This window comes from Cobetia sp. MM1IDA2H-1 (genome assembly GCF_002916775.2).
Taxonomy (GTDB): domain Bacteria; phylum Pseudomonadota; class Gammaproteobacteria; order Pseudomonadales; family Halomonadaceae; genus Cobetia; species Cobetia marina.
The window spans coordinates 46,948-70,637 of record NZ_CM133225.1 but is presented as its reverse complement, the minus strand read 5'-3'; the positions used below and the strand labels follow the sequence as shown (position 1 = coordinate 70,637).

21 protein-coding genes are annotated in these 23,690 nt (G+C 62.0%); 4 read left to right on the top strand and 17 right to left on the bottom strand.

The annotated features are described in order from the left end of the window. Positions 1-231: 231 nt before the first annotated feature. Entirely contained in the window at positions 232-2,160 is a 1,929-nt protein-coding gene (locus BOH68_RS00310) for a methyl-accepting chemotaxis protein (protein WP_181013930.1), read from the bottom strand. Between the two features lie 374 nt (positions 2,161-2,534). Here BOH68_RS00310 and BOH68_RS00305 point away from each other — a divergent pair, with 374 nt between their 5' ends. Beyond that, positions 2,535-3,071, top strand: coding sequence for a hypothetical protein (locus tag BOH68_RS00305; RefSeq protein ID WP_077379628.1), 537 nt, complete (start codon positions 2,535-2,537; stop codon positions 3,069-3,071). 144 nt (positions 3,072-3,215) lie between these two features. Here the strand turns inward: BOH68_RS00305 and BOH68_RS00300 are convergent, their stop codons facing one another. The 7 genes from BOH68_RS00300 to hemE all read right to left on the bottom strand — a co-directional run bounded on the left by BOH68_RS00300 (position 3,216) and on the right by hemE (position 10,677). Beyond that, a complete protein-coding gene (locus BOH68_RS00300; RefSeq protein ID WP_043331784.1) occupies positions 3,216-3,944 on the bottom strand; it encodes an amino acid ABC transporter ATP-binding protein in 729 nt (242 codons plus the stop codon). 78 nt (positions 3,945-4,022) lie between these two features. Further along, entirely contained in the window at positions 4,023-5,147 is a 1,125-nt protein-coding gene (locus tag BOH68_RS00295; RefSeq protein ID WP_077379630.1) for an amino acid ABC transporter permease, read from the bottom strand. 10 nt (positions 5,148-5,157) lie between these two features. Beyond that, a complete protein-coding gene (locus BOH68_RS00290) occupies positions 5,158-6,348 on the bottom strand; it encodes an amino acid ABC transporter permease (RefSeq protein ID WP_077379632.1) in 1,191 nt (396 codons plus the stop codon). Between the two features lie 229 nt (positions 6,349-6,577). Next, positions 6,578-7,603, bottom strand: coding sequence for an amino acid ABC transporter substrate-binding protein (locus BOH68_RS00285; protein WP_077379634.1), 1,026 nt, complete (start codon positions 7,601-7,603; stop codon positions 6,578-6,580). 413 nt (positions 7,604-8,016) lie between these two features. Further along, the gene (gene speE / locus BOH68_RS00280) at positions 8,017-8,880 is read right to left on the bottom strand and encodes a polyamine aminopropyltransferase (RefSeq protein ID WP_077379636.1); all 864 of its coding nucleotides are present in this window, start codon (positions 8,878-8,880) and stop codon (positions 8,017-8,019) included. Positions 8,881-9,151: 271 nt separating this feature from the next. After that, positions 9,152-9,523 (bottom strand): VanZ family protein, encoded by a 372-nt coding sequence (locus BOH68_RS00275; RefSeq protein ID WP_136939468.1) that lies wholly within the window; start codon positions 9,521-9,523, stop codon positions 9,152-9,154. A gap of 56 nt (positions 9,524-9,579) precedes the next feature. Then, positions 9,580-10,677 carry a uroporphyrinogen decarboxylase gene (hemE, locus tag BOH68_RS00270; RefSeq protein WP_077380000.1) on the bottom strand — a complete coding sequence of 366 codons (1,098 nt, stop codon included), beginning with the start codon at positions 10,675-10,677 and terminating at the stop codon, positions 9,580-9,582. 339 nt (positions 10,678-11,016) lie between these two features. Here hemE and ribA point away from each other — a divergent pair, with 339 nt between their 5' ends. Then, complete coding sequence (gene ribA / locus BOH68_RS00265; protein WP_077379640.1) at positions 11,017-11,652, top strand: GTP cyclohydrolase II; 636 nt, start codon at positions 11,017-11,019, stop codon at positions 11,650-11,652. 134 nt (positions 11,653-11,786) lie between these two features. After that, positions 11,787-12,485 (top strand): PAQR family membrane homeostasis protein TrhA, encoded by a 699-nt coding sequence (gene trhA / locus BOH68_RS00260; protein WP_077379642.1) that lies wholly within the window; start codon positions 11,787-11,789, stop codon positions 12,483-12,485. Between the two features lie 155 nt (positions 12,486-12,640). On the opposite strand, the gene BOH68_RS00255 is transcribed toward trhA, so the two are convergent. The 5 genes from BOH68_RS00255 to xseB all read right to left on the bottom strand — a co-directional run bounded on the left by BOH68_RS00255 (position 12,641) and on the right by xseB (position 18,511). Continuing rightward, positions 12,641-13,945: a Fic family protein gene (locus BOH68_RS00255; protein WP_077379644.1), complete on the bottom strand. Its 1,305-nt coding sequence runs from the start codon at positions 13,943-13,945 to the stop codon at positions 12,641-12,643. A 608-nt stretch (positions 13,946-14,553) separates the two neighbouring features. Continuing rightward, positions 14,554-15,177, bottom strand: a complete 624-nt coding sequence (locus tag BOH68_RS00250) for a glutathione S-transferase family protein (RefSeq protein WP_077379646.1) — start codon at positions 15,175-15,177, stop codon at positions 14,554-14,556. Positions 15,178-15,365: 188 nt separating this feature from the next. Continuing rightward, on the bottom strand, positions 15,366-17,288 hold the full coding sequence (gene dxs / locus BOH68_RS00245; protein ID WP_077379648.1) for a 1-deoxy-D-xylulose-5-phosphate synthase: 1,923 nt from the start codon (positions 17,286-17,288) through the stop codon (positions 15,366-15,368). 12 nt (positions 17,289-17,300) lie between these two features. Beyond that, positions 17,301-18,200 carry a polyprenyl synthetase family protein gene (locus BOH68_RS00240; protein WP_077380002.1) on the bottom strand — a complete coding sequence of 300 codons (900 nt, stop codon included), beginning with the start codon at positions 18,198-18,200 and terminating at the stop codon, positions 17,301-17,303. Between the two features lie 26 nt (positions 18,201-18,226). Next, on the bottom strand, positions 18,227-18,511 hold the full coding sequence (gene xseB / locus BOH68_RS00235) for an exodeoxyribonuclease VII small subunit (protein ID WP_077379650.1): 285 nt from the start codon (positions 18,509-18,511) through the stop codon (positions 18,227-18,229). 312 nt (positions 18,512-18,823) lie between these two features. Between xseB and serA the strand changes: the two genes are divergently transcribed. Further along, a complete protein-coding gene (serA, locus tag BOH68_RS00230) occupies positions 18,824-20,074 on the top strand; it encodes a phosphoglycerate dehydrogenase (RefSeq protein WP_077379652.1) in 1,251 nt (416 codons plus the stop codon). A gap of 236 nt (positions 20,075-20,310) precedes the next feature. Here serA and BOH68_RS00225 read toward each other — a convergent pair whose 3' ends face one another. The 4 genes from BOH68_RS00225 to pyrR all read right to left on the bottom strand — a co-directional run bounded on the left by BOH68_RS00225 (position 20,311) and on the right by pyrR (position 23,653). After that, positions 20,311-20,490 (bottom strand): tautomerase family protein, encoded by a 180-nt coding sequence (locus tag BOH68_RS00225; protein ID WP_258038371.1) that lies wholly within the window; start codon positions 20,488-20,490, stop codon positions 20,311-20,313. Between the two features lie 303 nt (positions 20,491-20,793). Further along, positions 20,794-22,059, bottom strand: a complete 1,266-nt coding sequence (locus BOH68_RS00220) for a dihydroorotase (RefSeq protein WP_077379656.1) — start codon at positions 22,057-22,059, stop codon at positions 20,794-20,796. After that, entirely contained in the window at positions 22,056-23,108 is a 1,053-nt protein-coding gene (locus BOH68_RS00215; protein ID WP_077379658.1) for an aspartate carbamoyltransferase catalytic subunit, read from the bottom strand. Before BOH68_RS00215 ends, BOH68_RS00220 begins: the two co-directional genes overlap by 4 nt. Beyond that, positions 23,105-23,653, bottom strand: coding sequence for a bifunctional pyr operon transcriptional regulator/uracil phosphoribosyltransferase PyrR (gene pyrR, locus BOH68_RS00210; RefSeq protein WP_170877492.1), 549 nt, complete (start codon positions 23,651-23,653; stop codon positions 23,105-23,107). The genes BOH68_RS00215 and pyrR overlap by 4 nt, the downstream gene beginning before the upstream one ends. Between the last annotated feature and the right edge of the window lie 37 nt (positions 23,654-23,690).

Genomic DNA, 23,690 nt, shown 5'->3' with positions numbered 1-23,690 from the left:
CGTCGTTGATCAGATATTGACGATCATCTTCTGCGTTCATCAGAGGACATGCTGGCAGCGGAGTGAACATTCAACCCTTACCGCTCATTTCCCGCACACCGCCCCGCCAGCCCGCCCCCCCTGTAGGTCGACAAGACCGTCGATAACCCAAAACGCCAGGGCCGCCCCTAAGGGCGGCCCTGGCGTCTGGTGCGTGTCATTCGTGACGGACAAGCCCATGTACTGACGGCCTTACCAGGCTTGCCAATCCAGCTCCTCCGATGCGACGGCTCTGGCAGCGCGGGGGCTGGAGTACTGTGCGGAAAGGGTGCCTGCGCTGCGCGGCGCCATTGCCGGCGGCTGTGCAGGGCCATCCAGTCGGAAGCGCCCCACCATCTCGGCCAGACGCGCAGACTGCTCCGAGAGGGCATCAGCGGCAGCGGCCGACTCCTCCACCAGCGCTGCATTCTGCTGCGTTACCTGGTCCAGCTCCGCCACCGCACTCGAGACCTGACCCACACCATGATTCTGCTCCTGAGTGGCATGACTGATCTCACCGATCACCTCGTTCACGCGGGCCACGCTGGCGACTATCTCGTTCATGGTGATCCCTGCGAGCCTTGCCTGCTCGGCGCCATCGCGCGTGCGCTCGTTGGCGGAACTGATCAGTGTCGCGATTTCCCGTGAGGCTTCAGAAGAGCGCTGAGCAAGAGTCCGTACCTCGCCTGCCACTACCGCGAAGCCTCGCCCCTGTTCGCCGGCACGCGCCGCTTCAACAGAGGCGTTGAGCGCCAGCAGATTGGTCTGGAAGGCGATGGAATCCATGACACTGACGATCTTGGTGATCTTGCGCGAGTCCTCGTCAATCCCCTGCATGGTGGTCACCACCTCGCCGATGACCGCCCCGCCACGGCGTGCCACTTCACTTGCCGAACTGGCCAGGCCATCCGCTTCGCGCGCGGAATCGGCTGACTGGGCCACCGTGCCGGAGATCTGCTCCATCGAGGCGGAGGTTTCCTGCAGATTGGCCGCGGCCTGCTCGGTGCGCGCCGAGAGATCCTGACTCCCCTGACTTATCTCGGCTGCCGCGGTCTGCACCGCACTGCTGGCCAGACGAATCTCGCTCAAGACCCCATTGAGCGTGGAGACAAAGCGATTGAAGGCATTCCCTATTTCAGCGACCTCATCGCGCCCGCTGACCGAGATGCGGCGAGTGAGATCACCCTCGCCAGCCGCGATATCCACAAGCGCATCACGCACCAATGCCAACCCGCGCAAACTGCGGTTGGCGATCCACCACATCACGCCGGCAGCCGCCAGAAGCACCAGCAACGTCGAGATCAACGTGGTCCATAACTGGGCATGAAGCGAGCCATCGGCATCAGCGACATCCAATGCCAATGCCAACTGCCACTCCACATCCGCCAATGCGGCATTGAACAACCGGTAATCACGCCCATCGATGTCGATCGCAAGCGCTCGCTCAGCCGACATGACACGTCTGTCACTGGCCTCCAGCGCGGCGTGCGTCAGTTCAGGCGACAGTGTACTCATGGGAGTCAATACCTTGTCGGCCTCCGGGTGTGCGATCAGCACGCCATCAGAATCCACCAGAAACGCGAAACTGTGGGGGGTCGGAGAAAGGCCGGAGACTGTCCGAGTGATGAACTCGAGCGGCAGATCGCCACTCACTACGGCCACCAATTGCCGGCCGCGATAGATTGGAGCGGCAACACTGATTTCCAGCTTGCCACTGGTGGCCCCGACATAGGGAGCGGTAATGACGGGCTTGCCGGCCGCGACGGCGCTCTTGTACCACCCACGTTCTCGCGGGTCATAGCCGGGGCTGGCGGGGCGCCCATCGAAGTAACGAAAACGTCCATCCGGGAAGCCCACGTACGTCTTGCTGAAATCCCCCTGCTTCATCGCCTGCGTCAAGGCGCGCTCGGGGGTTTGCTCGAGACTCCCCGCCGCGATGCCCATCACCGCATTGACGTGTACATCGAACCACTGATTCAGCTGTGCACTGTTGGACTGCAGCAGCCTCTGCTGGAAGTCACTTTCACTTGCATGGGTATTACGGAAGGTGGTCCAGGCATTCAAGCTGCTGACCACGACCAGCGCGACCAGCACGATAGCCACGCAGGCCAGCGTGATACGTGCACGTAATGAAGCAAACATCGGCATTCCTTGGCTGGAGATTCAGCGGGCAAGTGACGAACCGTGACCATCACATTGCTGTGGCGGGGATGGCATTCGTGAATGAGACATGCAGTGCATGCCGCCATGTGTGACTATCGGCACGGCTCATCCTGCCTTTACCCCGCACTCGCCTCCCGGACGCTGTATCGGGCTTTCCGTACCACCACGCCATTGCGACACCTGATGGCAGGATCGCGCGATAGCGACTCTCGACCAGAACGACCGACATGGCCGTCGCCACTCCCGGACATGACGCGGCTGGCGAAGTGCGTGCTAACATCCGCTGCACACAGGGCCCGCTCTGCCCTCTTTCTCGCCCTCTCACTCTTTTGCTCTGTTCCGGAGATGTCTCGATGCGCGATCTGATCCTGATGCGCCGCCCACTGCCCCGCCGTGTGCTGGTCACCGCTCACCTGTCGATCCAGCTGGGCCTTCTGGTCGCGGCTACCGGTTGGACGCTGCAGCACCTGACGCCCATCGGGCCGGACAATTCACTGCTGGCACAATGGCCAGTCCTGTCTCAGGGTGTCGGCGGTTTCCTGCTGGCCTTCGTTCTCACGCGTCTGCTGTTCGAGCTGTTGATGGCGCCGCATCACGTGATGAGCGTACGTGGCGCCAACCACTCGTTGGATGCAGCCGCACTTGTCACGCGCTCCATCTCACGTCGCCCTGCCGTGCATGACGATGACGACAGCTGGGTCGGCAAGCCGCGCAGTGTCACCTGGCCGCGCGAGGGCGAAGAGGCATCAGCTGCCACACCGGCGGCACCGACGCCTGCCGAAGCATCGTCCAAGGCCGCCGCCAAGCCGCAGGAACCGAGCCTGGGCGGCGACGATGAGCTTCCGGACACCAGCAGCACCGAGGCACGCAGGACGGAGCCCAGCCTCTGATGACATGTCACGATGGGTGACGCTAGGGCGAAGCAAGCACTCACTGACGCCCTTGTGGAAGACATACGAAAACGCCCTGCGTGATTGTCATCACACAGGGCGTTGTCTTTTCTGCGGCTCACATCATCCGATCAGTCCGTGGCCTCAATGCCCCAGTATCTGGCTGAGGAACAGCTGGGTCCGCTCGGACTGCGGATTGTTGAAGAACGGCTCCGGCGCGTTCTCTTCGATGATCTGCCCCTGATCCATGAAGATGACACGATCCGCCACCGTCTTGGCGAAGCCCATCTCGTGGGTCACGCACAGCATGGTCATGCCTTCATTGGCCAGTTCGACCATGACATCCAGCACTTCCTTGATCATCTCCGGGTCCAGCGCCGACGTCGGCTCATCGAACAGCATCACCTCCGGGCTCAGACACAGCGAGCGTGCGATCGCGACACGCTGCTGCTGGCCGCCGGACAGCTGCCCCGGGAACTTGTGGGCCTGATCGGCGATGCGCACCCGCTCCAGGTACTTCATGGCTTCGGCTTCCGCCTCGCGGCGTGGCCGCTTCTGTACCCAGATCGGCGCCAGACAGCAGTTCTCCAGCACCGTCAGATGCGGGAACAGATTGAAGTGCTGGAAGACCATGCCGACGTTGCGACGGATCGCCTCGATCTGCTTGATGTCCTGGGTCAGCGGCATGCCGTTGACCACGATATCGCCTTCCTGATGCTCCTCGAGATGATTGATGCAGCGGATCATCGTCGACTTGCCGGACCCTGAAGGCCCGCAGATGACGATACGTTCGCCCTTGCGCACGCTCAGGTTGATGTCACGCAGCACGTGGAAGTCGCCGTACCACTTGTTGAGGCCCTTGAGCTCGATCATCGGGCGCTCATCGGCACCGGTGTTGCCCTGCGAGGCGGATGTTGTCGTTGTCATGATGAAGATTCCTTGGCGCCGTGATCAGCGCTTCTTGTGACCGGTATGCAGCAGGCGCTCGAGATACTGGCTGTAGCGCGACATGCTGAAGCAGAAGACCCAGAAGACCAGTGCTACGAAGGCATAGCCCTCGATGGAGTAGCCCAGCCATTTGGGGTCGGCGAGACCGGCCTGCACGATGGCGAGCAGATCGAAGAGCCCGATGATCAGCACCAGCGAGGTGTCCTTGAACAGGGCGATGAAGGTGTTGACGATGCCGGGGATCATCATCTTGAGCGCCTGGGGCAGCACGATCAGCCCCATGTTGCGCCAGTAGCCCAGCCCCAGCGCCATGCCGGCCTCGGTCTGCCCTTTCGGGATCGCCTGCAGGCCACCACGCACCACCTCCGCCATGTAGGCACTCTGGAACAGGGTGATGCCGATCAGTGCACGCACCAGCTTGTCCAGATTGACCTCACCGGGCACGAACAGCGGCAACATCACCGAGGCCATGAACAGCACCGTGATGAGCGGCACACCGCGCCAGAACTCGATGAACACCACGCAGATGCTCTTCACGATCGGCATATCGGAGCGACGCCCCAGCGCCAGCAGGATCCCCAGCGGCAGTGCCGCCACGATACCCACCACCGCCAGTACCAGTGTCAGCATCAGGCCGCCCCACTCGTGGGTGCCGACGACCTCGAGCCCGAAGCTGCCACCATGCAGCAGGAAGTAGGCGATGAAGGGGAAGACCGCCAGAGTGACGATGGCGACCCAGCCCTTTGCCGGCAGTTTCGGAATCGCCAGCCAGGCGATCAGCGCGGCAAAGATGGCGAACACGATATCGACCCGCCAGGTCTCCTCACTCGGATAGAAGCCATAGATGAACTGATCGAGGCGCGCACTGATGAAGACCCAGCAGGCCCCCTCACCCGTGCAATCAGCACGCGATGTGCCACTCCAGTCGGCATCGATCAGCGCCCATTGCAGGCTGGGCACCACCAGCAGGTAGACCAGATACAGCGCGAACAGCGTGAACAGCGTATTGATCGGTCCGGCGAACAGATTGGCTCGCAGCCAGGCCACCGCACCGATGCTGTCGCTTGGCGCCGGGCGGGAATCGATCATCTTCTCGGTAACCCGTGACAGGGTCTTTTCAATCGACATGGGCAGACCCTCAGCGCTCGACCAACGCCATGCGGGCGTTGAACCAGTTCATGAACATGGAGACCAGCAGACTGATGGTCAGATACACCAGCATCGTCATGGCGATCACCTCGATGGCCTGACCCGTCTGGTTGAGCGTGGTACCCGCGAAGACCGAGACCAGATCGGGATAGCCGATGGCCGTGGCCAGCGACGAGTTCTTGATCAGGTTCAGGTACTGGCTGGTCAGCGGCGGGATGATGACGCGCAGTGCCTGCGGCACCACCACGAGGCGCAGCGTCATGCCACCTGACAGCGACAGCGCCCGTGAGGCCTCCGTCTGGCCGTGCGGTACCGCCTCGATGCCGGAACGCACGATCTCGGCGATGAACGCCGCGGTGTAGACCGACAGCGCGACCCACAGGGCGAGGAACTCGGGAACGACCGTGATGCCGCCACGGAAGTTGAAGCCCTTGAGTTCCGGCAGCTCCCAGCTCAGCGGCATGCCCATCGCGAAGTAGGCCAGCAGCGGCGCCACGATGATCAGGCCGAGCGAGATCCAGCCCGCCGGCAAGCGCTGACCGGTACGGGCCTGACGCTGGCGGTTCCAGTAGCTGAAGATGCCGCTGGCGACGACGGCCAGCACGAACACGGCAATCACCACCGAGAAGCCGCTGGAGGTGATCGGTGCCGGCACGAACAGACCGCGCACGTTGAGGAAGAAGGCCTCGCCCAGCGACAGCGAACCTCGCGGACTCGGCAGAGTGCGAAGAACGGCGAAGTACCAGAAGAAGATCTGCAGCAGCAGGGGAATATTGCGGAAGACTTCGATGTAGACCGCCGCCAGCCGCGAGATCAGCCAGTTGGGGGAGAGACGGGCGATCCCCATGATGAAGCCGATCACGGTGGCCGCGATGACGCCCAGTGCGGATACCAGCAGGGTGTTGAGCAGACCGACGATGAAGGTATCGCCATAGGTGGACTGCTCGGAATAGTCGATCAGACTTTGCAGAATGCCAAAGCCTGCGGTGTTGTCCAGGAAGGCAAAGCCGGTGGTGATGCCACGGCTTTCGAGGTTGGTCAGGGTATTGCTGACGATGATCGCCAACACGCCGAACACGCCTGCCAGCATCAGAAGTTGGAAGATCAGTGCTCGCTTGGCCGGGTCACGCCAGAATGGCGGCTTGACCGTGGCCGGCGGGCGAGAAGCAGGTTGTGTCATACAGGCAATCTCCGCCGGAAAGCTATGCGACTTCCGCCTGCCGCCCTATCGAACGGCAGATCAGTTATCTCTCGGCACTCGAGGAAAGGATCACGGGGAACAGACCAAGCCCCTCACGACGCTGGCCAGGGGAAATGACCGTATGGCCACTTCTCCCTGGCCAGCGTCCTTGCTCAGCCTGCGTCACGGTTCACCCGGCTCGCGCTGGACCTCCAGGCGAGCCGAGGCATCAGCGAACGGGCGGTGCGTACTGGACGCCGCCGTCGGTCCACAGCGCGTTCAGACCACGCTCGATCCCCAGAGCGGAGCCGGTGCCGACATTGCGCTCGAACATCTGCCCGTAGTTGCCCACCTGCTTGATGACCTGATAGGCCCAGTCAGCCGGCAGCCCCATGGCTTCGCCGTAGTTGCCATCGGCACCGACCAGACGCGCGACATTGGGATTGGTATCCGACTTCTTGGCTTCGATGTTGTCGGAGGTCAGCCCCATCTCTTCGGCGTTGATCTGAGCGAACAGGGTCCATTTGACGATGTTGAACCACTGGTCATCGCCCTGACGGACGACGGGGCCCAGCGGCTCCTTGGAGATGACTTCCGGCAGTACCATGGCGGACGCCGGATCGGAGAGCTTGATGCGCAGGGCGTAGAGCTGGGACTGGTCGGAGGTCAGGACGTCACAGCGGCCCGCTTCGAAGCCCTTGACGGTTTGGTCGGAGGTGTCGAAGACGACCGGCTCGAAGGACATCTCGTTGAGGCGGAAGTAATCCGCCAGGTTCAGCTCGGTGGTGGTGCCGGACTGGATACAGACCGCCGCGCCATCCAGCTCCTTGGCACTGGAGACCCCCAGGTCCTTGCTGACCATGAAGCCCTGGCCGTCGTAATAGTTCACGCCGGCGAAGTTGAGGCCCAGAGACGTGTCACGCGTGGCGGTCCAGGTGGTGTTGCGCGACAGGACATCGATTTCACCGGACTGCAGCGCGGTGAAGCGTTCCTTGGCCGTCAGCGGGACGTAGCGCACCTTGCTGGCATCACCCAGCACAGCCGCCGCGACACCACGGCAGACATCGACATCCAGGCCCTGCCAGTTGCCGGCGTCATCCGGCGCCGAGAAGCCCGGCAGACCGGTGCTGACACCACACTGGACAAAGCCCTTTTCCTTGACGCTATCCAGAGTCGCGGCACTGGCACCACTGGCTACCGAGGCAGCCAGGAGGGCGGCGCTAGCGATCAGCAGTGGCTTCTTGTTGTTATGCATCTTGAATCCCTCGCGTATGTCTGGAATCCGCTCGGAAACACCCCGAGACGGTGATGGTGCAATGCTGTGCATGGCACCCCTCGACAATAGCAAGCTCCGTTCCAATTTCCGCCTATCGTGTGATCCGCTGCGTTCAACGCTGAAAAAACAGCCGAACGGCAGTGAAAACGGCCAAACCTCCCGATGCCGACCGTCGATCATATGGCGAGACAAGCGTGCAGATAGTGGCGTCTGACGCCTCGTTCGCTTCATATCGGTGCAAAATAAAAACGGCCGTTTCATGACGAAACGGCCGTTCTTGAACTTTCCTGCGCTCCGGTCTGGGGAGTTGCGACCAATGTCGCAGCCACCCTGACTCAACGCTACCGCGCACTGAAACGCATCCTTCACGCCCCGATGCGCTTCTGGATGACTCAGTCTTCCAGCAGACGCTGCATGAAGGGAGGCAGTACCAGGGCGGCACGATGGCCTTCCACGGTATAGAAATCGCGCGCGAAGCTGGCCGCAGCCGCGTCTTCCTCACGGAAGGACTTCACGTCACATCCCTTGCCCGCCAGGGTGCAGCTCCACCAGCCGGACGGGTATACCGGCTGCGGGAACGGCAGGGTCGCGACGCTGTCGAAGCCCGCTTCGCCCATGTCGTTGCGCAGGTCCTTGATGATGGAGTCGGTGTGATACAGCGGCGACTCGCTCTGCTGCACCATCACCCCCCCCTGCTTGAGGATACGGTGGCAGCGCTTGAGGAAGTCGGTCTTGAACAGACCTTCCGCCGGACCGACCGGATCCGTGGAATCGACGATCAGCACGTCGATGCTCTCGTCCGGGCAGTTGTCGACCCACTTGACGCCATCCTCGAACAGCAGCTCGGCACGCGGGTCATCATTGGACTCGACCAGTGCCGGGAAGAACTGCTCGGAAGCCCGCGTGACCGCCGGATCGATGTCGATCTGGGTGACCTTCTCCACGCCCGGGTGCTTGAGCACCTCACGCAGGGTGCCACAGTCGCCCCCCCCGATGATGACGACACGCTTGGGGGCCGCGTGGGTGAACAGCGCCGGATGCGACATCATCTCGTGGTAGAGGAAGTTGTCGCGGTCGGTCAGCATCACGCAGCCGTCCAGCACCATCAGATTGCCGTAGGTCTCGGTGGCATAGACCTCAAGGTGCTGATAAGGCGTCTGCTCGTCATGCAGCTTGTGGCTGACCTTGAGCGAGAAGGCGCTGCCGTGGCGGTCGAAGATTTCGGTGAACCAGGAGCCATCGAGATGTTCGGTCATGAGAACCCTCACAAGGGATATCGGAGTCGGATATCAAGGTATGAATAAGAGGACGGGACATCAGACCCTCAAGGCCTGAATCATCGACGCACGCGTCATCGGGCGATGCAGTCCTGATCAATCAACAGGACTCAGGCGCAGCACCATAGCCAAAGACACGCGGAGTGGAAAGAGCTTGTGCACGATCTCGAGGCACTGGGGTTGACGCGCGATGACCAACGACTCACCCGCCAGGCCTCTTCTGGCGGGTAGAGGCCTGGCACACGGCCCGTCACAGGCGGCTCAGGCGCACCATCAGACGTCCGCCCAGGTGGCAGCCAAGCCCGGCAAGAATGCCGAGGAAATCCGCCAGCGCATCCAGCACTTCTGCCCCGCGATAGGGAATCACCAGCTGCAGCCCCTCGATGCCAACGCCCAGCAGCAGCAAGGCGGGCAGGATGACAAGACTGCTCAACCCGGCCAGCCGCGTGGTCAGTGCCAGCAAGGCGAAGGCGGAGAAATGCTGCAGCTTGTCCCAGGGGAAGGTCTGCTCCGGGTGAGGCTCACCCGGCGAGAGCGTGCCGAACAGGATCAGCAGCAGGCAGAACAGTGCCACGCACGCCCAGCCTCGCCTCGGCGCGAGGCGTTGCTCCAGCGGCGTCATGCGTGATACCCCGCCATGAAAGACACGGCGGGGCTGTCAGCCATCAGTGACATGGTTCAATCGCGCGCCAGCGGCGTGGCGTTGGCGGTGTCATCCTGATGATAGGCGGGGCTCAGCTCATGCAGAGCGTCCATCAGAGCATTGACGTTGCCCGGGTCAGTGAACTGGCTGATGCCATGCCCCAGGTTGAAGATGTGGCCAGGCCCCTGACCGTAGCTATCGAGAATGCGGCCGACTTCGGCACGAATCGCGGCGGGAGTGCCGAACAGCGCATTCGGGTCCAGATTGCCCTGCAAGGCCACGCGATGGCCGACGCGCGCGCGCGCATCCGACATCTCGGTGGTCCAGTCCAGGCCGACACCGTCACAACCGCTGGCGGCGATGTGCTCGAGCCACTGGCCGCCATTCTTGGTGAACAGGATCACCGGCACGCGATTGCCTTCGCTGTCAGGCTTGAGGCCAGCGACAATCTGCTCCATGTAACGCAGCGAGAACTCGAGATAGGCCGGTGTGGACAGGGTGCCGCCCCAGGTATCGAAGATCTGCACTGCCTGGGCACCCGCCGCGATCTGGGCGTTCAGGTAATCGGTGACGGCCTGAGCGAGGGTGTCGAGCAACTGATGCATGGCTTCGGGGCTGGAATACATCAGGCCTTTCACATGGCGGAAGTCCTTGCTGGAACCGCCCTCGACCATATAGGTCGCCAGTGTCCAGGGACTGCCGGAGAAACCGATCAGCGGTACGCGACCGTTCAGCTCGCGGCGGATGGTCGAGACGGCACGCATGACGTAATCGAGATCACGCTCGACGTTCGGAACGCTCAGCGCCTCGATTTCCGCGGCGGTGCGCACCGTCTTGCGGAATTTCGGACCTTCACCTGTCTCGAAGTAAAGCCCGAGGCCCATGGCATCCGGGATGGTCAGGATATCGGAGAACAGAATCGCGGCATCGAGCGGGAAACGCTCCAGCGGCTGCAGCGTCACCTCGCAGGCACGCGCGGTGTCCATGCACAGGTCCATGAAGCCACCGGCCTGACCGCGGATTTCACGGTATTCCGGCAGATAACGGCCCGCCTGGCGCATCATCCAGACAGGGGTACGGTCAACCGGCTGACGGGCCAGCGCGCGCAGGAAGCGATCATTCTTCAGGGTCATCAGAATCACACATCAGCTCGGGAATGTCCCGGCATTCTATCAGAGCCTGAGCAAAATCCCGCCCATCGCGACGATGCAACAAATGCATTGGCTTTCCCCTCGCTTTCCGCCCAGACACCCGCCCGGCCTCTCCTCCTGAAGTGCTTCCACGGATTGTGGTGGTGTCGGCAACAACGCTTTTCCATCGCAGGCGATGAGTCGCACGCTTCAGACTGGTAAACTCGCCTGATGATTGCATGCTGGCCGCCAATGACGTGAATCACTCATCGAGACATTGCCGAGTCCCCGCATGCCCGTGCTTTTTCAGCCCGGCGATTGTTCGGGCGTTCGAGGTGAACAGTGACCATTCGATTCATCGCCGCCTCGCGGCTGCCAACCCCCTGGGCGACCTTCACCATGCACGGTTTCGAGGACGAAACCACCGGCAAGGACCACATCGCTCTGACCCTGGGCGACATCGATGACGGTGCCCCGGTGCTGGGCCGTGTGCATTCCGAGTGCCTGACCGGCGACGCCCTCTTCTCCATGCGCTGTGACTGCGGCTATCAGCTGCAGGAAGCGCTCAAGCGCATTGCCGCCGAAGGGCGTGGCGTGCTGCTCTACCTGCGTCAGGAAGGGCGCGGCATCGGCCTGCTCAACAAGATTCGCGCCTATGAGCTGCAGGATGGCGGTGCCGATACCGTCGAAGCCAATGAGCGCCTGGGCTTCGGCGCTGATATGCGCCGCTACGATATCTGCGTCCCGATGCTGGAGCATCTCGGGGTCAGCACCCTCAAGCTGATGACCAACAACCCGCGCAAGGTCGATGCGCTCACCCGCGATGGCGTCACCATCAGCGAGCGTCAGCCGATCACCACCGGTCTGAACCCGCACAACGAGCAATACCTCTCGACCAAGGCCGGCAAGCTTGGCCACATGATGGCACTCGATGACTTCACCCACGCCAGCGACGTGGATATCGAGCGCAGCGAGTAGAGATCGAGATGCGGGAGGGGGCACTGATGTGCTCCCGCCCATCGAGAGCCCATGAAGGCGGCGAAAGAGCGTGACATGACGGCGTCATCCTATAGAGAGTAGGCTTGAGAGGAATCCGCGCCGGAGACATCACCATGCGCAAGCCCTCACCCTCACCGACATCGTCATCCGAGACATCGTCACGTCCCGCTCTCTATACCCGGTTTGAAGAATGGCTACATAGTGCCAGCCACGGTCTCGGCGCTGTCATGGGACTCATCGGCACCGTGGTGCTGATCGTGATGGCCTGTCTGGCGGCAGAGGCCGATCCCTGGAAGATCATCAGCATCAGCCTCTATGGCACCACCCTGGTCGCGCTCTACGCTGCCTCGACGCTCTATCATGGCATCCGCCACCCACGCCTCAAGTCCGCTTTCCAGTTGATGGACCACTGCGCCATCTATCTGCTCATCGCTGGCACCTATACCCCCTTTCTGCTGGTCAATCTGCGGGGTCCGACAGGCTGGACACTGTTTGCCATCATCTGGTCCCTCGCGCTGGGCGGCATCTTTCTCAAGCTGCGCTGGCCAGCGCGTTTCAGTGCGCTACGCGTCACCGTCTATCTATTGATGGGCTGGCTGATCGTGTTCGCGTCACCCCTGCTGGTCGAGCAGCTCTCCGAGACGGGGCTCATCCTGCTGGTGGCCGGAGGCATCACCTATACCCTGGGCGTCATCTTCTTCCTGATGACACGCCTGCGCTATCACCACGCCATCTGGCATCTGTTCGTGCTCGGCGGCAGCACCTGCCACTTCTTCGCGATCTACACAGGTGTGCTGCCGTATGAGGTTTGACACAAGGCAGGCTCTCTTGAGCACACTGGCTTGAGAGCACTGACTTGAGAGCACTGGCAAGCCAGATGAAAAAAAAGCGGGAAGGGTCGTCATGACCCTTCCCGCTTTTTTTCGCGATATTTTCGCTTTCAAGGCGCGCCTTCAAGACGCGCTTTTCAGGGCTCGTTTCTCACGGCGCTGTCTTCCTGCGGCGCGAAGACCGGCAGCCGATAGCGCGTGCCGCGCCCGACACCATAGCTTTCCAGCACCTGCTTGGCGGTCAGATCGGCGAGATCTCGCGCTGCCGTCGGGTCTGAGGTCTCGACAAGCGCGCGATACTCCGCACGCCCGATACCCTCGTCGTCATCACGCTCCAGCAGGGTCAGCACCAGTTCGCGCTGACGGGAATTCAGTGGCGTTCTGGCATGTTCCATCCACAGGCGCTCGGCACGCTGCACTCTCAGGTAGTGGGATGCCGTCCGTCGTCCGCCATCGCGCAGCTGTCTCAGCCACCACGCGACCCAGGCATTCATGTCGCCCGGCAGCACCTCATCGGCCGCATCGCCATTCAAGGCACGGTTGAGCTCAGGTGGAAGCGCTTGCCCACTCGGCGAGGTGCCCGGCGTACCAAGACAATGCTGTTCGAGCTCACGCAGCTCCTCCTGACGCTCCGCCACCACCGTGAACAATGTCTGGCGACGCCAGCAGAGCTGCTCCAACGCCTCTGCTTCCCAGTGTTTCGCCACCCGCCCCGTCCACTCTCCCTGCTGCTGCAATGCCGCCAGCGTATCGACGCGCGTCAACCAGCGAGTCAGCAGCAAGCGTCCGATCAACCCGTTGCCCAGCGCCAGTGGTGAGAGCGCCTGCCAGTGGGCATGCAGCCTGAGGGCGTTGATCACTCCGGGATTGCCAGCCTCCGGCTCCTCCTCTTCCAGACGCTGCCAGAAACGCTCCAGCTCATCCGCAAGTTCATCACCGGTCATGCCAGGCGCTCGGTAGCGCAATCGCTTGAGGCCATAACGTCCGCTGACCGCTTCATGGGGCCCATCACGCCATTCACCGAGACGCTGACCACTGCTGCGCGGCAGGAAGGGGCCCAGCCGGCGATGCCATTCCAGTACCTGCTCACGCGCCAGCGGCTGGAAGGCCGTCCGCACCACTTCGAGCATGACATCCACGAAGACATCAATCCCCGGCACCTGCCCACGGGGCGCCTCCAGCTGTCCGGATTCCAGCCCCAATGCCTGGTAAAGGGCATCGCGCAATGCGGCCCTGCCAAATACCACGCCGGACAGACGGGCACAGGCCTCCATCTCTTCACTGAGCAAGGTGGCTTCGAGGCGCAGACGTTGGCGAGCCTTCAATTGCTGCCCTTGCGCCACCAACGGTGACATCACCGCCTGCGTTGCGCTCATCTCGCTCAACAGCGGCATGATCGCCAGTCGTCCCTGCGGCCAGTCAGGCTGCTGCCAGATCCACATAAGTCGTTATCCCCATTGAGGTTTCTGTGCAAATCATACCACGAGGATTCGCAATTAACGATATATCGAATCAATAAATGATGCGAAAGAATCATAATTTGCGATATCCGATCAACTTTTACTCAAATCCATGTCTGACAATCGCCACGTCATAGGCAAGCGACTGATTCACATGGCGTTTTAGCGGCTGCACCGGACTCCCTGGCCCTCTCAGACCTCACGACAGATCAACAACCAATCAACTCAATATTATATTGATGATTACGCATCACATTTAGATACGAAAAGCGCTCAAGATCGGATCAACCGCCATTCCGGCAGTGCGGATGACGCCTGACAGGTCTCGGATGCCGCGGCCTCGCCTGCAGCCCCACCCGCGGCACGTGGCCCGCCCCGCTGTCGTGAGGCTTCGCCAGGCCCCCACGATTTCGGACGCGACAGAACGCCCGGAGAGCCCGCCTGAGGCCTGGAAACAAAAAAGGCGCCACCCTGATATCAGGGTGGCGCCTTGGCGCTTGTGCGAGCTTTCAGAGGCCTTGTCTCACGCGCCTCATTTCATGGCTGTGACAGAGCGAGAGGCATCTCTCGATGTGGATGTCTCATATGTATCAGGTGCGATTGGCGGCAGCCTGGGCCTCACGCTCACGCGCCCGTGCGCAGGCCGGACGCGCAAGAACTTCCTGCATCCAGCGCGCAAGCGACGAGGGGATCGGCTGCTGCGCCTTGTGGGCCCAGCCCAATACCTGAGCGAGGAAAAGATCAGCGAGGGTGAAGTCGTCGCCCAACAACCAGCCCTGTCCCTCGAAGCGGCGCTGGAGCGCTCCCAATGCACGCTGGAATTCCCACTGCGCGGTCTGCTTCACGTCTTCACAGCGTCGTTCTTCCGGCAATGCGAAGGTGTGCTTGGCCAGCGTCCACAGCGGCTGCTCAAGTTCGGTGGTCAGAAAGCTAAGCCACTGGTCTAGCTGCGCCTGACCTTCCAGCGAAGACGGTATCAGGCGGCCTTCACGGGCGGCGAGATAGCGACAGATGGCACTGGATTCAAACAGTACCAACTCCCCCTCGACGATGGCGGGCGCCTTGCCGTCGGGATGAATGGCCAGATACTCGGGGCTGCGTCCTTCTCCCGCCTTGAGATCGAGGCTGTGGATCCGATAGTCGAGTTCCAGCTCTTCCAGCGTCCAGGCGACGCGCAGTGAGCGGGAATTGGGGTAGCTGTAGAGAGTCAGCATCGTGGCGGGCGTTCCTTGGCAACATTGCGAAAAGGGGATCGGCAGTCCGTCCCAGCATGGCGCGCCAGCGTCGATCATGCCAGCAGAGTGCGGCGCATCAGGCGCGTTTTTCACGCAAGAAAAAACGCCTGTGGACAACTCGAATGTTCGAATCATCCACAGGCGTTCCTGTGAGCCAGGTGGCAACTTCAGCGTGCGAGACGCCCTTCGATACTGGCGCGAATGCCAGCCGCATCCAGCCCGCAATCACGCAGCAGCTCTGCCGGCTTGCCATGCTCGACGAAGTCATCCGGCAGTCCCAGCAGCAGCATCGGCTGCGCGAGACCGGCATTCAGGTAGAGCTCTGCCACGCCGGCACCCGCACCGCCTGCCACGGCATTCTCTTCCACCGTGACGACCAGATCATGCTCGTCGGCAATCTCCAGCAGGGCCTCGCGATCCAGCGGCTTGATGGAGCGCAGATTGAAGTGGGTCGCGTCCAGTGCCTCGGCGACCTCTGCCACCGGCGTGTTCATGCTGCCTACGGCAACGATGGCAATGCGCACGTCGGGACTGGCACTGATGCGACGACGATATTCGCCCTTGCCGATCGTCAATGGCGTCAGGTCATGCCCCGTGGCGACGCCGGGTCCGGTGCCACGCGGATAACGCACGGCCGCCGGACCGGGATGTGCCAGCGCCGCACTCAACATGCCACGACACTCGCTCTCGTCCGCCGGCGCCATCACCACCAGCTCCGGCACGCAACGCAGGAAGGACATGTCGAGGCTGCCGTGGTGGGTCGGTCCATCCTCACCCACCAGTCCCGCGCGATCGATGGCAAAGGTGACATCCAGCTTCTGTACCGCGACATCATGGATCAACTGATCATAGCCACGCTGCAGGAAGGTGGAATAGATCGCCACCACCGGCTTCATGCCTTCACAGGCCATGCCGGCCGCCACCGTCACGGCATGCTGCTCCGCGATGGCGACATCGTAGTAGCGATCAGGATATTCCTTCGAGAAACGCACCAGATCCGAGCCTTCCCGCATGGCAGGCGTGACACCGATGACACGAGGGTCAGCCGCGGCGGCATCACAGATCCAGTTGCCGAAGACGCTGCAGTACTTCTGCGGCCTGGGTGCCGGTACATCCGTCACGGAAGGCGCCTGCCGCGCCTGCTCCGACGAGGCCTTCTCCAGCTTGGTGATCGCGTGGTAGCCGATGGGGTCGCGCTCGGCCGGCAGGAAGCCCTTGCCCTTGCGCGTCACCACATGCAGGAACTGCGGACCCTCGAGATCGCGCATGTTGCGCAGTGTCTGGACCAGCGCCGGCAGATCATGCCCATCGATGGGACCGATGTAATTGAAGCCCATCTCCTCGAACAACGTCGCCGGACTGATGAAGCCCTTCATGTGCTCTTCGGTACGCTTGGCAAGCTCCAGCGCCCCCGGGAGCGGCGACAGCAGCTTCTTGCCGTTGGCGCGCATCTGGGTATAGGGCTTGCTGGCCAGGATACGCGCCAGATAGCTCGCCAGACCGCCGACATTTTCCGAGATCGACATCTCGTTGTCGTTGAGCACGACCAGCAGGTTGGCCTTGACGTGCCCGGCATGCGCCAGCGCCTCGAAGGCCATGCCGGCCGTCAGGGCGCCATCACCGATCACCGCACAGGCGCGACGGGATTCTCCCGCGGTACGCGCGCCCAGTGCCATGCCCAGCGCGGCGCTGATCGAGGTGCTGGAATGTCCCACCCCGAAGGTGTCGTAGTCACTCTCGGCGCGCTTGGGGAAGGCAGACAGGCCGTTGTATTGACGCATGCTGTGCATGGCGTCGCGCCGGCCGGTCAGGATCTTGTGGGGATAGGCCTGATGACCGACATCCCACACCAGGCGATCACGCGGGGTTTCCAGCGCATGATGCAGGGCAACCGTCAGCTCGACGACACCGAGGCCGGCACCGAAGTGCCCCCCGGTGCAGCCGACGCTGTAAAGCAGGAAGGCGCGCAATTCATCGGCCAGCTGGCGCAGCTGTGCCGGACTCATGGCCCGCAGTGCGTCTGGTGTCTCGACCGCATCGAGCAATGGCGTCGCGGGGCGCGCCTCAGGTATCTCGTCAAACAGCTTCATAGGCGTCAGGAATCAGTGGTCTCGCTCGATCATGTAGCGCGCCAGCACCGCGAGAGGCTCTGCGGCCTCTCCCAGCGGTGCCAGGGCATCCAGGGCCTCGTCCAATAACTGACCTGCCCGGGTTCGGGCTCCTTCCAGGCCAAGCAATGACGGGTAGGTCGGCTTGTCGCGTGCAGCATCCGCACCGGCGGTCTTGCCCAGCGTGGCGGTATCGCCGGTCACATCCAGGATGTCATCCTGAATCTGGAAAGCCAGGCCGATGGCAGAAGCGTAGCGCTCGAGAGCCTCAAGACGCGAATCCGATTCCTCGACCGCCACCAGCCCGCCAAGACGAACAGCCGAGCGAATCAGCGCGCCAGTCTTGTAGGCGTGCATGCGTGACAGTGCCTCGACCTCTCGGAACTGCCCCACCGCTTCGAGATCCAGCGCCTGCCCCGCCACCATGCCACGTCGACCGGATGCCTCCGCGAGGGTGCGTATCAGGGCTGGCGTTCTCGCATGTGCGGTATCGGCAATGACCTCGAAGGCCAGGCTCAGCAGGGCATCGCCCGCCAGAATCGCGGTCGCCTCATCGAAGGCGCGATGGACGGTGGGCTGGCCACGGCGCAGGTCGTCGTCATCCATCGCCGGCAGGTCATCGTGAACCAGTGAATAGGCATGGACAAGCTCCAGAGCGGCCGCAGTGGCATCCAGCGCTGTACGCCCTGCCTCGTCCTCATCGCCTCCCAGCGCACGTCCGGCAGCGTACAGCAGGACAGGCCGCAGTCGCTTGCCACCTCCCAGCACGCTGTAACGCATGGCCTCTTCCAGCCGATCACTGACCGCCCCCGCCGGACTGAGCAATGCCTCGAGCACGGCCTCGCTACGCGCCTGCCCACCACGAATCAATTCGCTTGCCTGCGCGGACGGCATGGCTTGCGTCGTCGATGCACCTGACATCACCAATCGTTCTCCTCATCCCCTGCACCGACGGAACTGCCGGGCATCTCGGGCGCTTCGAATGCAGTGGACACCAGCGTGCCATCAGGCCCTTCGACCAAGGCCTGCAGACGCAGCTCGGCGTCGTCGAGCCGTCGTTGTGCTTCACGTGCCAGACGCACTCCCTCCTCGAAAGCGCCCAATGACGCTTCCAGCGACATGTCGCCGGCTTCCAGTTGCGTCACCAATCCCTCGAGACGCGCAAGGGTGGCGGCGAAATCCTGCGGCGCTTCCTGTTCGGCCATGAGTGCTCTCGCTGATCAGACCGGGCTGAACCCGGGATGTCCATGTGATATGCCAGTATAACCCGATGGGCCCTGTGACGCTGCCCACCCGACACCGGCGTGACCACTCGTTTCAAGCTGTGCATTTTTCATGCTGACCGATTGGACATTTCAACCGGGGCCCGCACCAGCTGTGATATTCTTTGCCCCCCTGTTGACAGCACGCCCCGCTGTTTTTCTGGCATTTTCTAAAGGCGTGACACGCCAGCAGGACATGAAAAAGACCAAACGAACAGAAACGTCGGCATGACCGGCGAGAGGGTTGATTCGACAATGGCCAAGACGTCCCTGGACAAGAGCAAGATCAAGATTCTATTGCTCGAGGGTGTCCACCAATCCGCCGTGGATAACTTCCTCAACGCGGGTTACACCAACATCGAGCTGCTTCAGACCTCGCTCGCCGAGGACGAACTGATCGAGAAGATCCGTGATGTGCACTTCATCGGCATCCGCTCCCGCACCCAGCTCAACGAGCGCGTGATCAGCGCTGCCGAGAAGCTCACCGCCATCGGCTGCTTCTGCATCGGCACCAATCAGGTCGATCTGGAAGCTGCACTCAAGCGCGGCATTCCGGTCTTCAATGCGCCCTACTCCAATACCCGCTCCGTCGCTGAGCTGGTACTGGCAGAAGCGATCATGCTGATGCGTGGCGTGCCGGAAAAGAGCGCCAAGGCGCACCGTGGCCAGTGGATGAAAACTGCCAAGAACAGCCATGAAGTCCGGGGCAAGACACTGGGCATCGTCGGCTACGGCAGCATCGGCTCGCAGCTGTCCGTACTGAGCGAATCTCTCGGTCTGGATGTCATCTACTACGATGCGGTCACCAAGCTGGGCATGGGCAATGCCCGCCAGGTGGCAAGCCTGGAAGAACTGCTGGCGCGCGCTGACATCGTCACCCTGCACGTCCCGGAAATCCCCTCCACCAAGTGGATGATGGGCAAGCAGCAGTTCGCGCTGATGAAGCAGAACAGCGTCTTCATCAACGCCGCTCGTGGTACCACCGTGGTGATCGAGGACCTCGCCGAAGCCCTCTCCAGCGGCAAGCTGCTGGGCGCGGCCATCGACGTCTTCCCGGTCGAACCGAAAGGCAATGGTGAAGAGTTCGTCTCCCCGCTTCGCGAGTTCGACAATGTCATTCTGACGCCGCACGTGGGTGGTTCCACCATGGAAGCTCAGGAAAACATTGGCGTGGAAGTGGCGGAGAAGCTGGTGACCTACTCCGACAACGGCACCACCATCGGCTCCGTCAACTTCCCGGAGGTCGCGCTGCCGGCCCACCCGGAGAAGCACCGTCTGCTGCACATCCACGACAACGTGCCGGGCGTGATGTCTCACATCAACCGCGTACTGTCCGAGGAAGGCATCAACATTTCCGGCCAGTACCTGCAGACCAACAATACCGTCGGTTACGTGGTCATCGATGTCGACAAGGCCTACGGCAAGAAGGCACTCGAGGCCCTCAAGACCGTCGACCATACGCTGCGCATTCGTACTCTCTACTCGGAAGCTGATTTCGAAGGGTGAATCCGACAGTGCACGTCACAGTGACGGAACCATGGCCGTGGGGATGTCGCTGATACAAGAACGCCGCAGCCATCAGGCTGCGGCGTTTTTTCAATACGACTCGGAACAGAGAGGCGATGACGCACTGACTGTTTCACGTGGAACATCTTCGATTTTTTGGTAAAACCAAATATATTCAACCACTTGTGTCACGACACGACGCTTGTGAACAGCAGTGACCATCGCGCCCATTGCACTCAGCGGTCTGACAATGGCGTACCCGCAACCGCCCAGTTTTCCGGCTCGACTTCCTGCAGTACGATCCATACCGACTCCTTGCGCACCTCCAGTACGCGAGCTGTCTCACGGGTCAAGGCTTCGACCAGTTCCCGTTTCTGTGCCTCTGTCTTGCCACTGATGAATTCCGCACGAATCATGGGCATTCTTTCGACTTCCTATGTGTTCCAACATTCTCTTTCCCAGCACTCGAGGCTCGCGCAACGACATGCTGGCCATGTGCCGTGATGCCGGGCATCGATGTTCCACGTGAAACATCTGCTGATCGTGGCGGACATGTTGCCCAGGTCGGCACTGGCTTCTCTGCGAAGCAACCAACAGCTCCCAAGCACCACAAGCCATGAAATCACAGGCTTATCAGCAAGTTGTAACCAGCCACCCGGAGACTGACCTCAAGAGACCGGCCTCCTGGTGAAGCATGGATGTTCCACGTGAAACATCTTTCAAGCGTAGCGCGTATCGCCCAACAGCACGCGTTCGACACGCCCGGTCAACTGCATGCCGAGCAGTGGCGTATTATGTCCAGCACTTGCCAGCGTCTCGCTGGAGACACGCCATTTCTGCTCCATATCAATCACCGCGAGATCACAATAATCACCTTCCTTCAGCATGCCCCCCTTGAGCCCGAAGCGCCGGGCGCTGAACGTCAGGGTCTCGATCAGGCGCGGCAGCTTGATCATCTCGGCCTTGACCAGCGCCAGCCCAAGCGGCAGCACGGTTTCCAGACTGGTCATGCCGGGCTCGGAGACCGCGAAAGGCGCACATTTCGCGGCCGCCTCATGTGGCAGGTGGTCACTGACGATCGCATCGATGGTGCCATCGGCGACAGCGGCACGAAGTGCCTCACGATCGTCGGCACTGCGCAGAGGCGGCTGAAGATGGAAGTTGGCATCAAAGCCTTCCAGCTGCTCATCGGTCCAATGCAACTGGGCGATCGAGACATCCGCGGTGATATCCAGCCCTCGGGCCTTGGCATCACGCACCAGCTCCACCGCGCGAGCACTGGAAAGCAGCGAGACATGCGCCCTCACGCCGGTCTGCTCGATCAGCAGCAGCCATTGGGTCAGCGCGATGGTCTCTGCCGATTCGGGAATTCCTGCCAATCCGAGGCGTGACGCGATGGCCCCCTCGTGCGCGCATCCCTGACCCGCCAAGGTGGCTTCCTGTGCCTGGAAGACCACCGTGATATCGAAGGTGCGTGCATATTCCAGACAACGTCGCAGCACACCAAGATCACGGATCGGCCTGCGCAGGTTGGTCAAGGCGACACAACCGGCGGACTTGAGTGCGGCCATGTTGGCGAGCAGCTCCCCTTCCAGCCCTTGGGTCAGCGCTCCCAGGGGGGCCACCCTGACACCAGCCACATCGCGAGCGCGATCGAGCAGGGTGCGCACGTGAGAGGCACTGTCGAGCACCGGACTGGTATCCGGACGAGGCAGGATGACGCTGTATCCCCCTGCCAGTGCCGCGGCCGATTCACTGGCCAGACTGCCCTTGTAGCGCGGTCCGGGATCACGCAGATGGGCCCCCAGGTCAGCGAAGGCCGGCACGACAAGCTTGCCCGAGAGATCCTGCTGCTCATCCGCGACGAAGCCACGCGGTGGCGCACCGATCGCGACCAGACGTCCCTCTTCGAGGTGTAGGTCATACTGGCCATCGCGGCCACTGGAGGGGTCGATGACCCGAGCATTGATGAGGCTGAGTTTCATGCTCCAGCTCCTCGAGAACGTTCATTTCTGCGCTCAGCGCGCGCCTTCATCTGGCCTGATACCGCCATCGACAGCACCGCCATCCGGACGGCGATGCCATTGGTGACCTGATCGAGGATCAGCGAGCGCGGACCATCCGCGACGGCGGACTCGATCTCGACACCTCGATTGATGGGTCCCGGATGCATCACTACCGCCTCAGGATGCGCGTGGGCGAGGCTTTCGCGGGTCAGGCCGTAGCGACGATAGTATTCCGACTCCGAGGGCAGCAGCGCGCCATCCATGCGCTCCTTCTGCAGACGCAACATGATGACGACATCGACATCCTTGAGCCCGGCTTCAAGCTCGGTGAACACCTGGCAGCCCAATGTCTCGACGCCCACGGGCAGCAGTGTCCTGGGGGCCACGACACGCACCTCGGCTGCCCCCAGGGTGTTGAGTGCCAGAATCTGCGAGCGCGCGACTCTCGAATGCAGGATGTCACCGACGATGGCGACGCGCAGGTTGGCAAAATCGCCCTTGTGGCGACGAATGGTCAGCATGTCGAGCATCGCCTGGGTCGGGTGGGCATGACGCCCGTCACCGGCATTGATGATCGCCACATGTGGCGTGATCTGGCTGGCGATGAAGTGCGCCGCGCCCGAGTCACCATGGCGCACCACGAAGGCATCCGCCTGCATGGCCTCGAGATTGACCAGCGTGTCCATCAGTGACTCGCCCTTGGCTGCGGAAGACGTCTTGATGTCCAGGTTGAGCACATCCGCCGACAGGCGCTTGGCGGCGAGCTCGAAGGTGGCCCGGGTACGCGTGGAGTTCTCGAAGAACAGATTGGCCACCGTACGCCCCCGCAGCAGAGGCACCTTCTTGACCTCGGCATCACCGATGCCGCGGAAGTGATCCGCCGTGTCGAGAATCTCGGTCAGGACTGCACGCGGCAAGCCTTCGATATCCAGGAAGTGGCGCAGACGCCCCTGCTCGTCAAGCTGGACCTGGGACGGGGAGGCCGCACGCACCTCTGCGCTGGCCTGGGTGAGATCGAACAGGTTCATGCCGCACTCTCCCCGGTATCCACCAACGTCAGACGCAAGGCATCCGGCCCTTCCAGCTTGATGCGCTTGCCGGGCGCCAGGGCCGGACTGGCGCCCAGCGCATCCGGCTGAACCGGCAGTTCACGCCCCGGCAGCTCCAGCAGACAGGCCAGCAATACGCGTCGTGGACGCCCGTAATCGAACAGTTCATTGAGCGCAGCACGCACGGTGCGACCACTCATCAACACATCGTCGACCAGCAGAAGATCGCGATTCTCGATATCCGGCAGCTGTGAGCCCTTGCCGGCGTCCGGCAACCCCTTGTGCCCGAAATCATCTCGCCAGAAACCGATGTCCAGCGTCGCCAACGCTTCGCTGAGCCCCAGACGCTCACGCAGTGCCCGGGCAATCCATACTCCGCCGGTATGAATGCCGACAGGAATCAGCCGCTCACGCTCGATCTCACGACGCTCGAACAACAACTCGAGCTCTTCGGTCATCGCCTCGAGAAGCGCTTCCACATCGGGCAGCGTCTCGTGGTCGTCGTGTACCTCGGAATGTTGCATGGGTATCGCATCCTCATACTTCCGCCAGCGGCGGCAG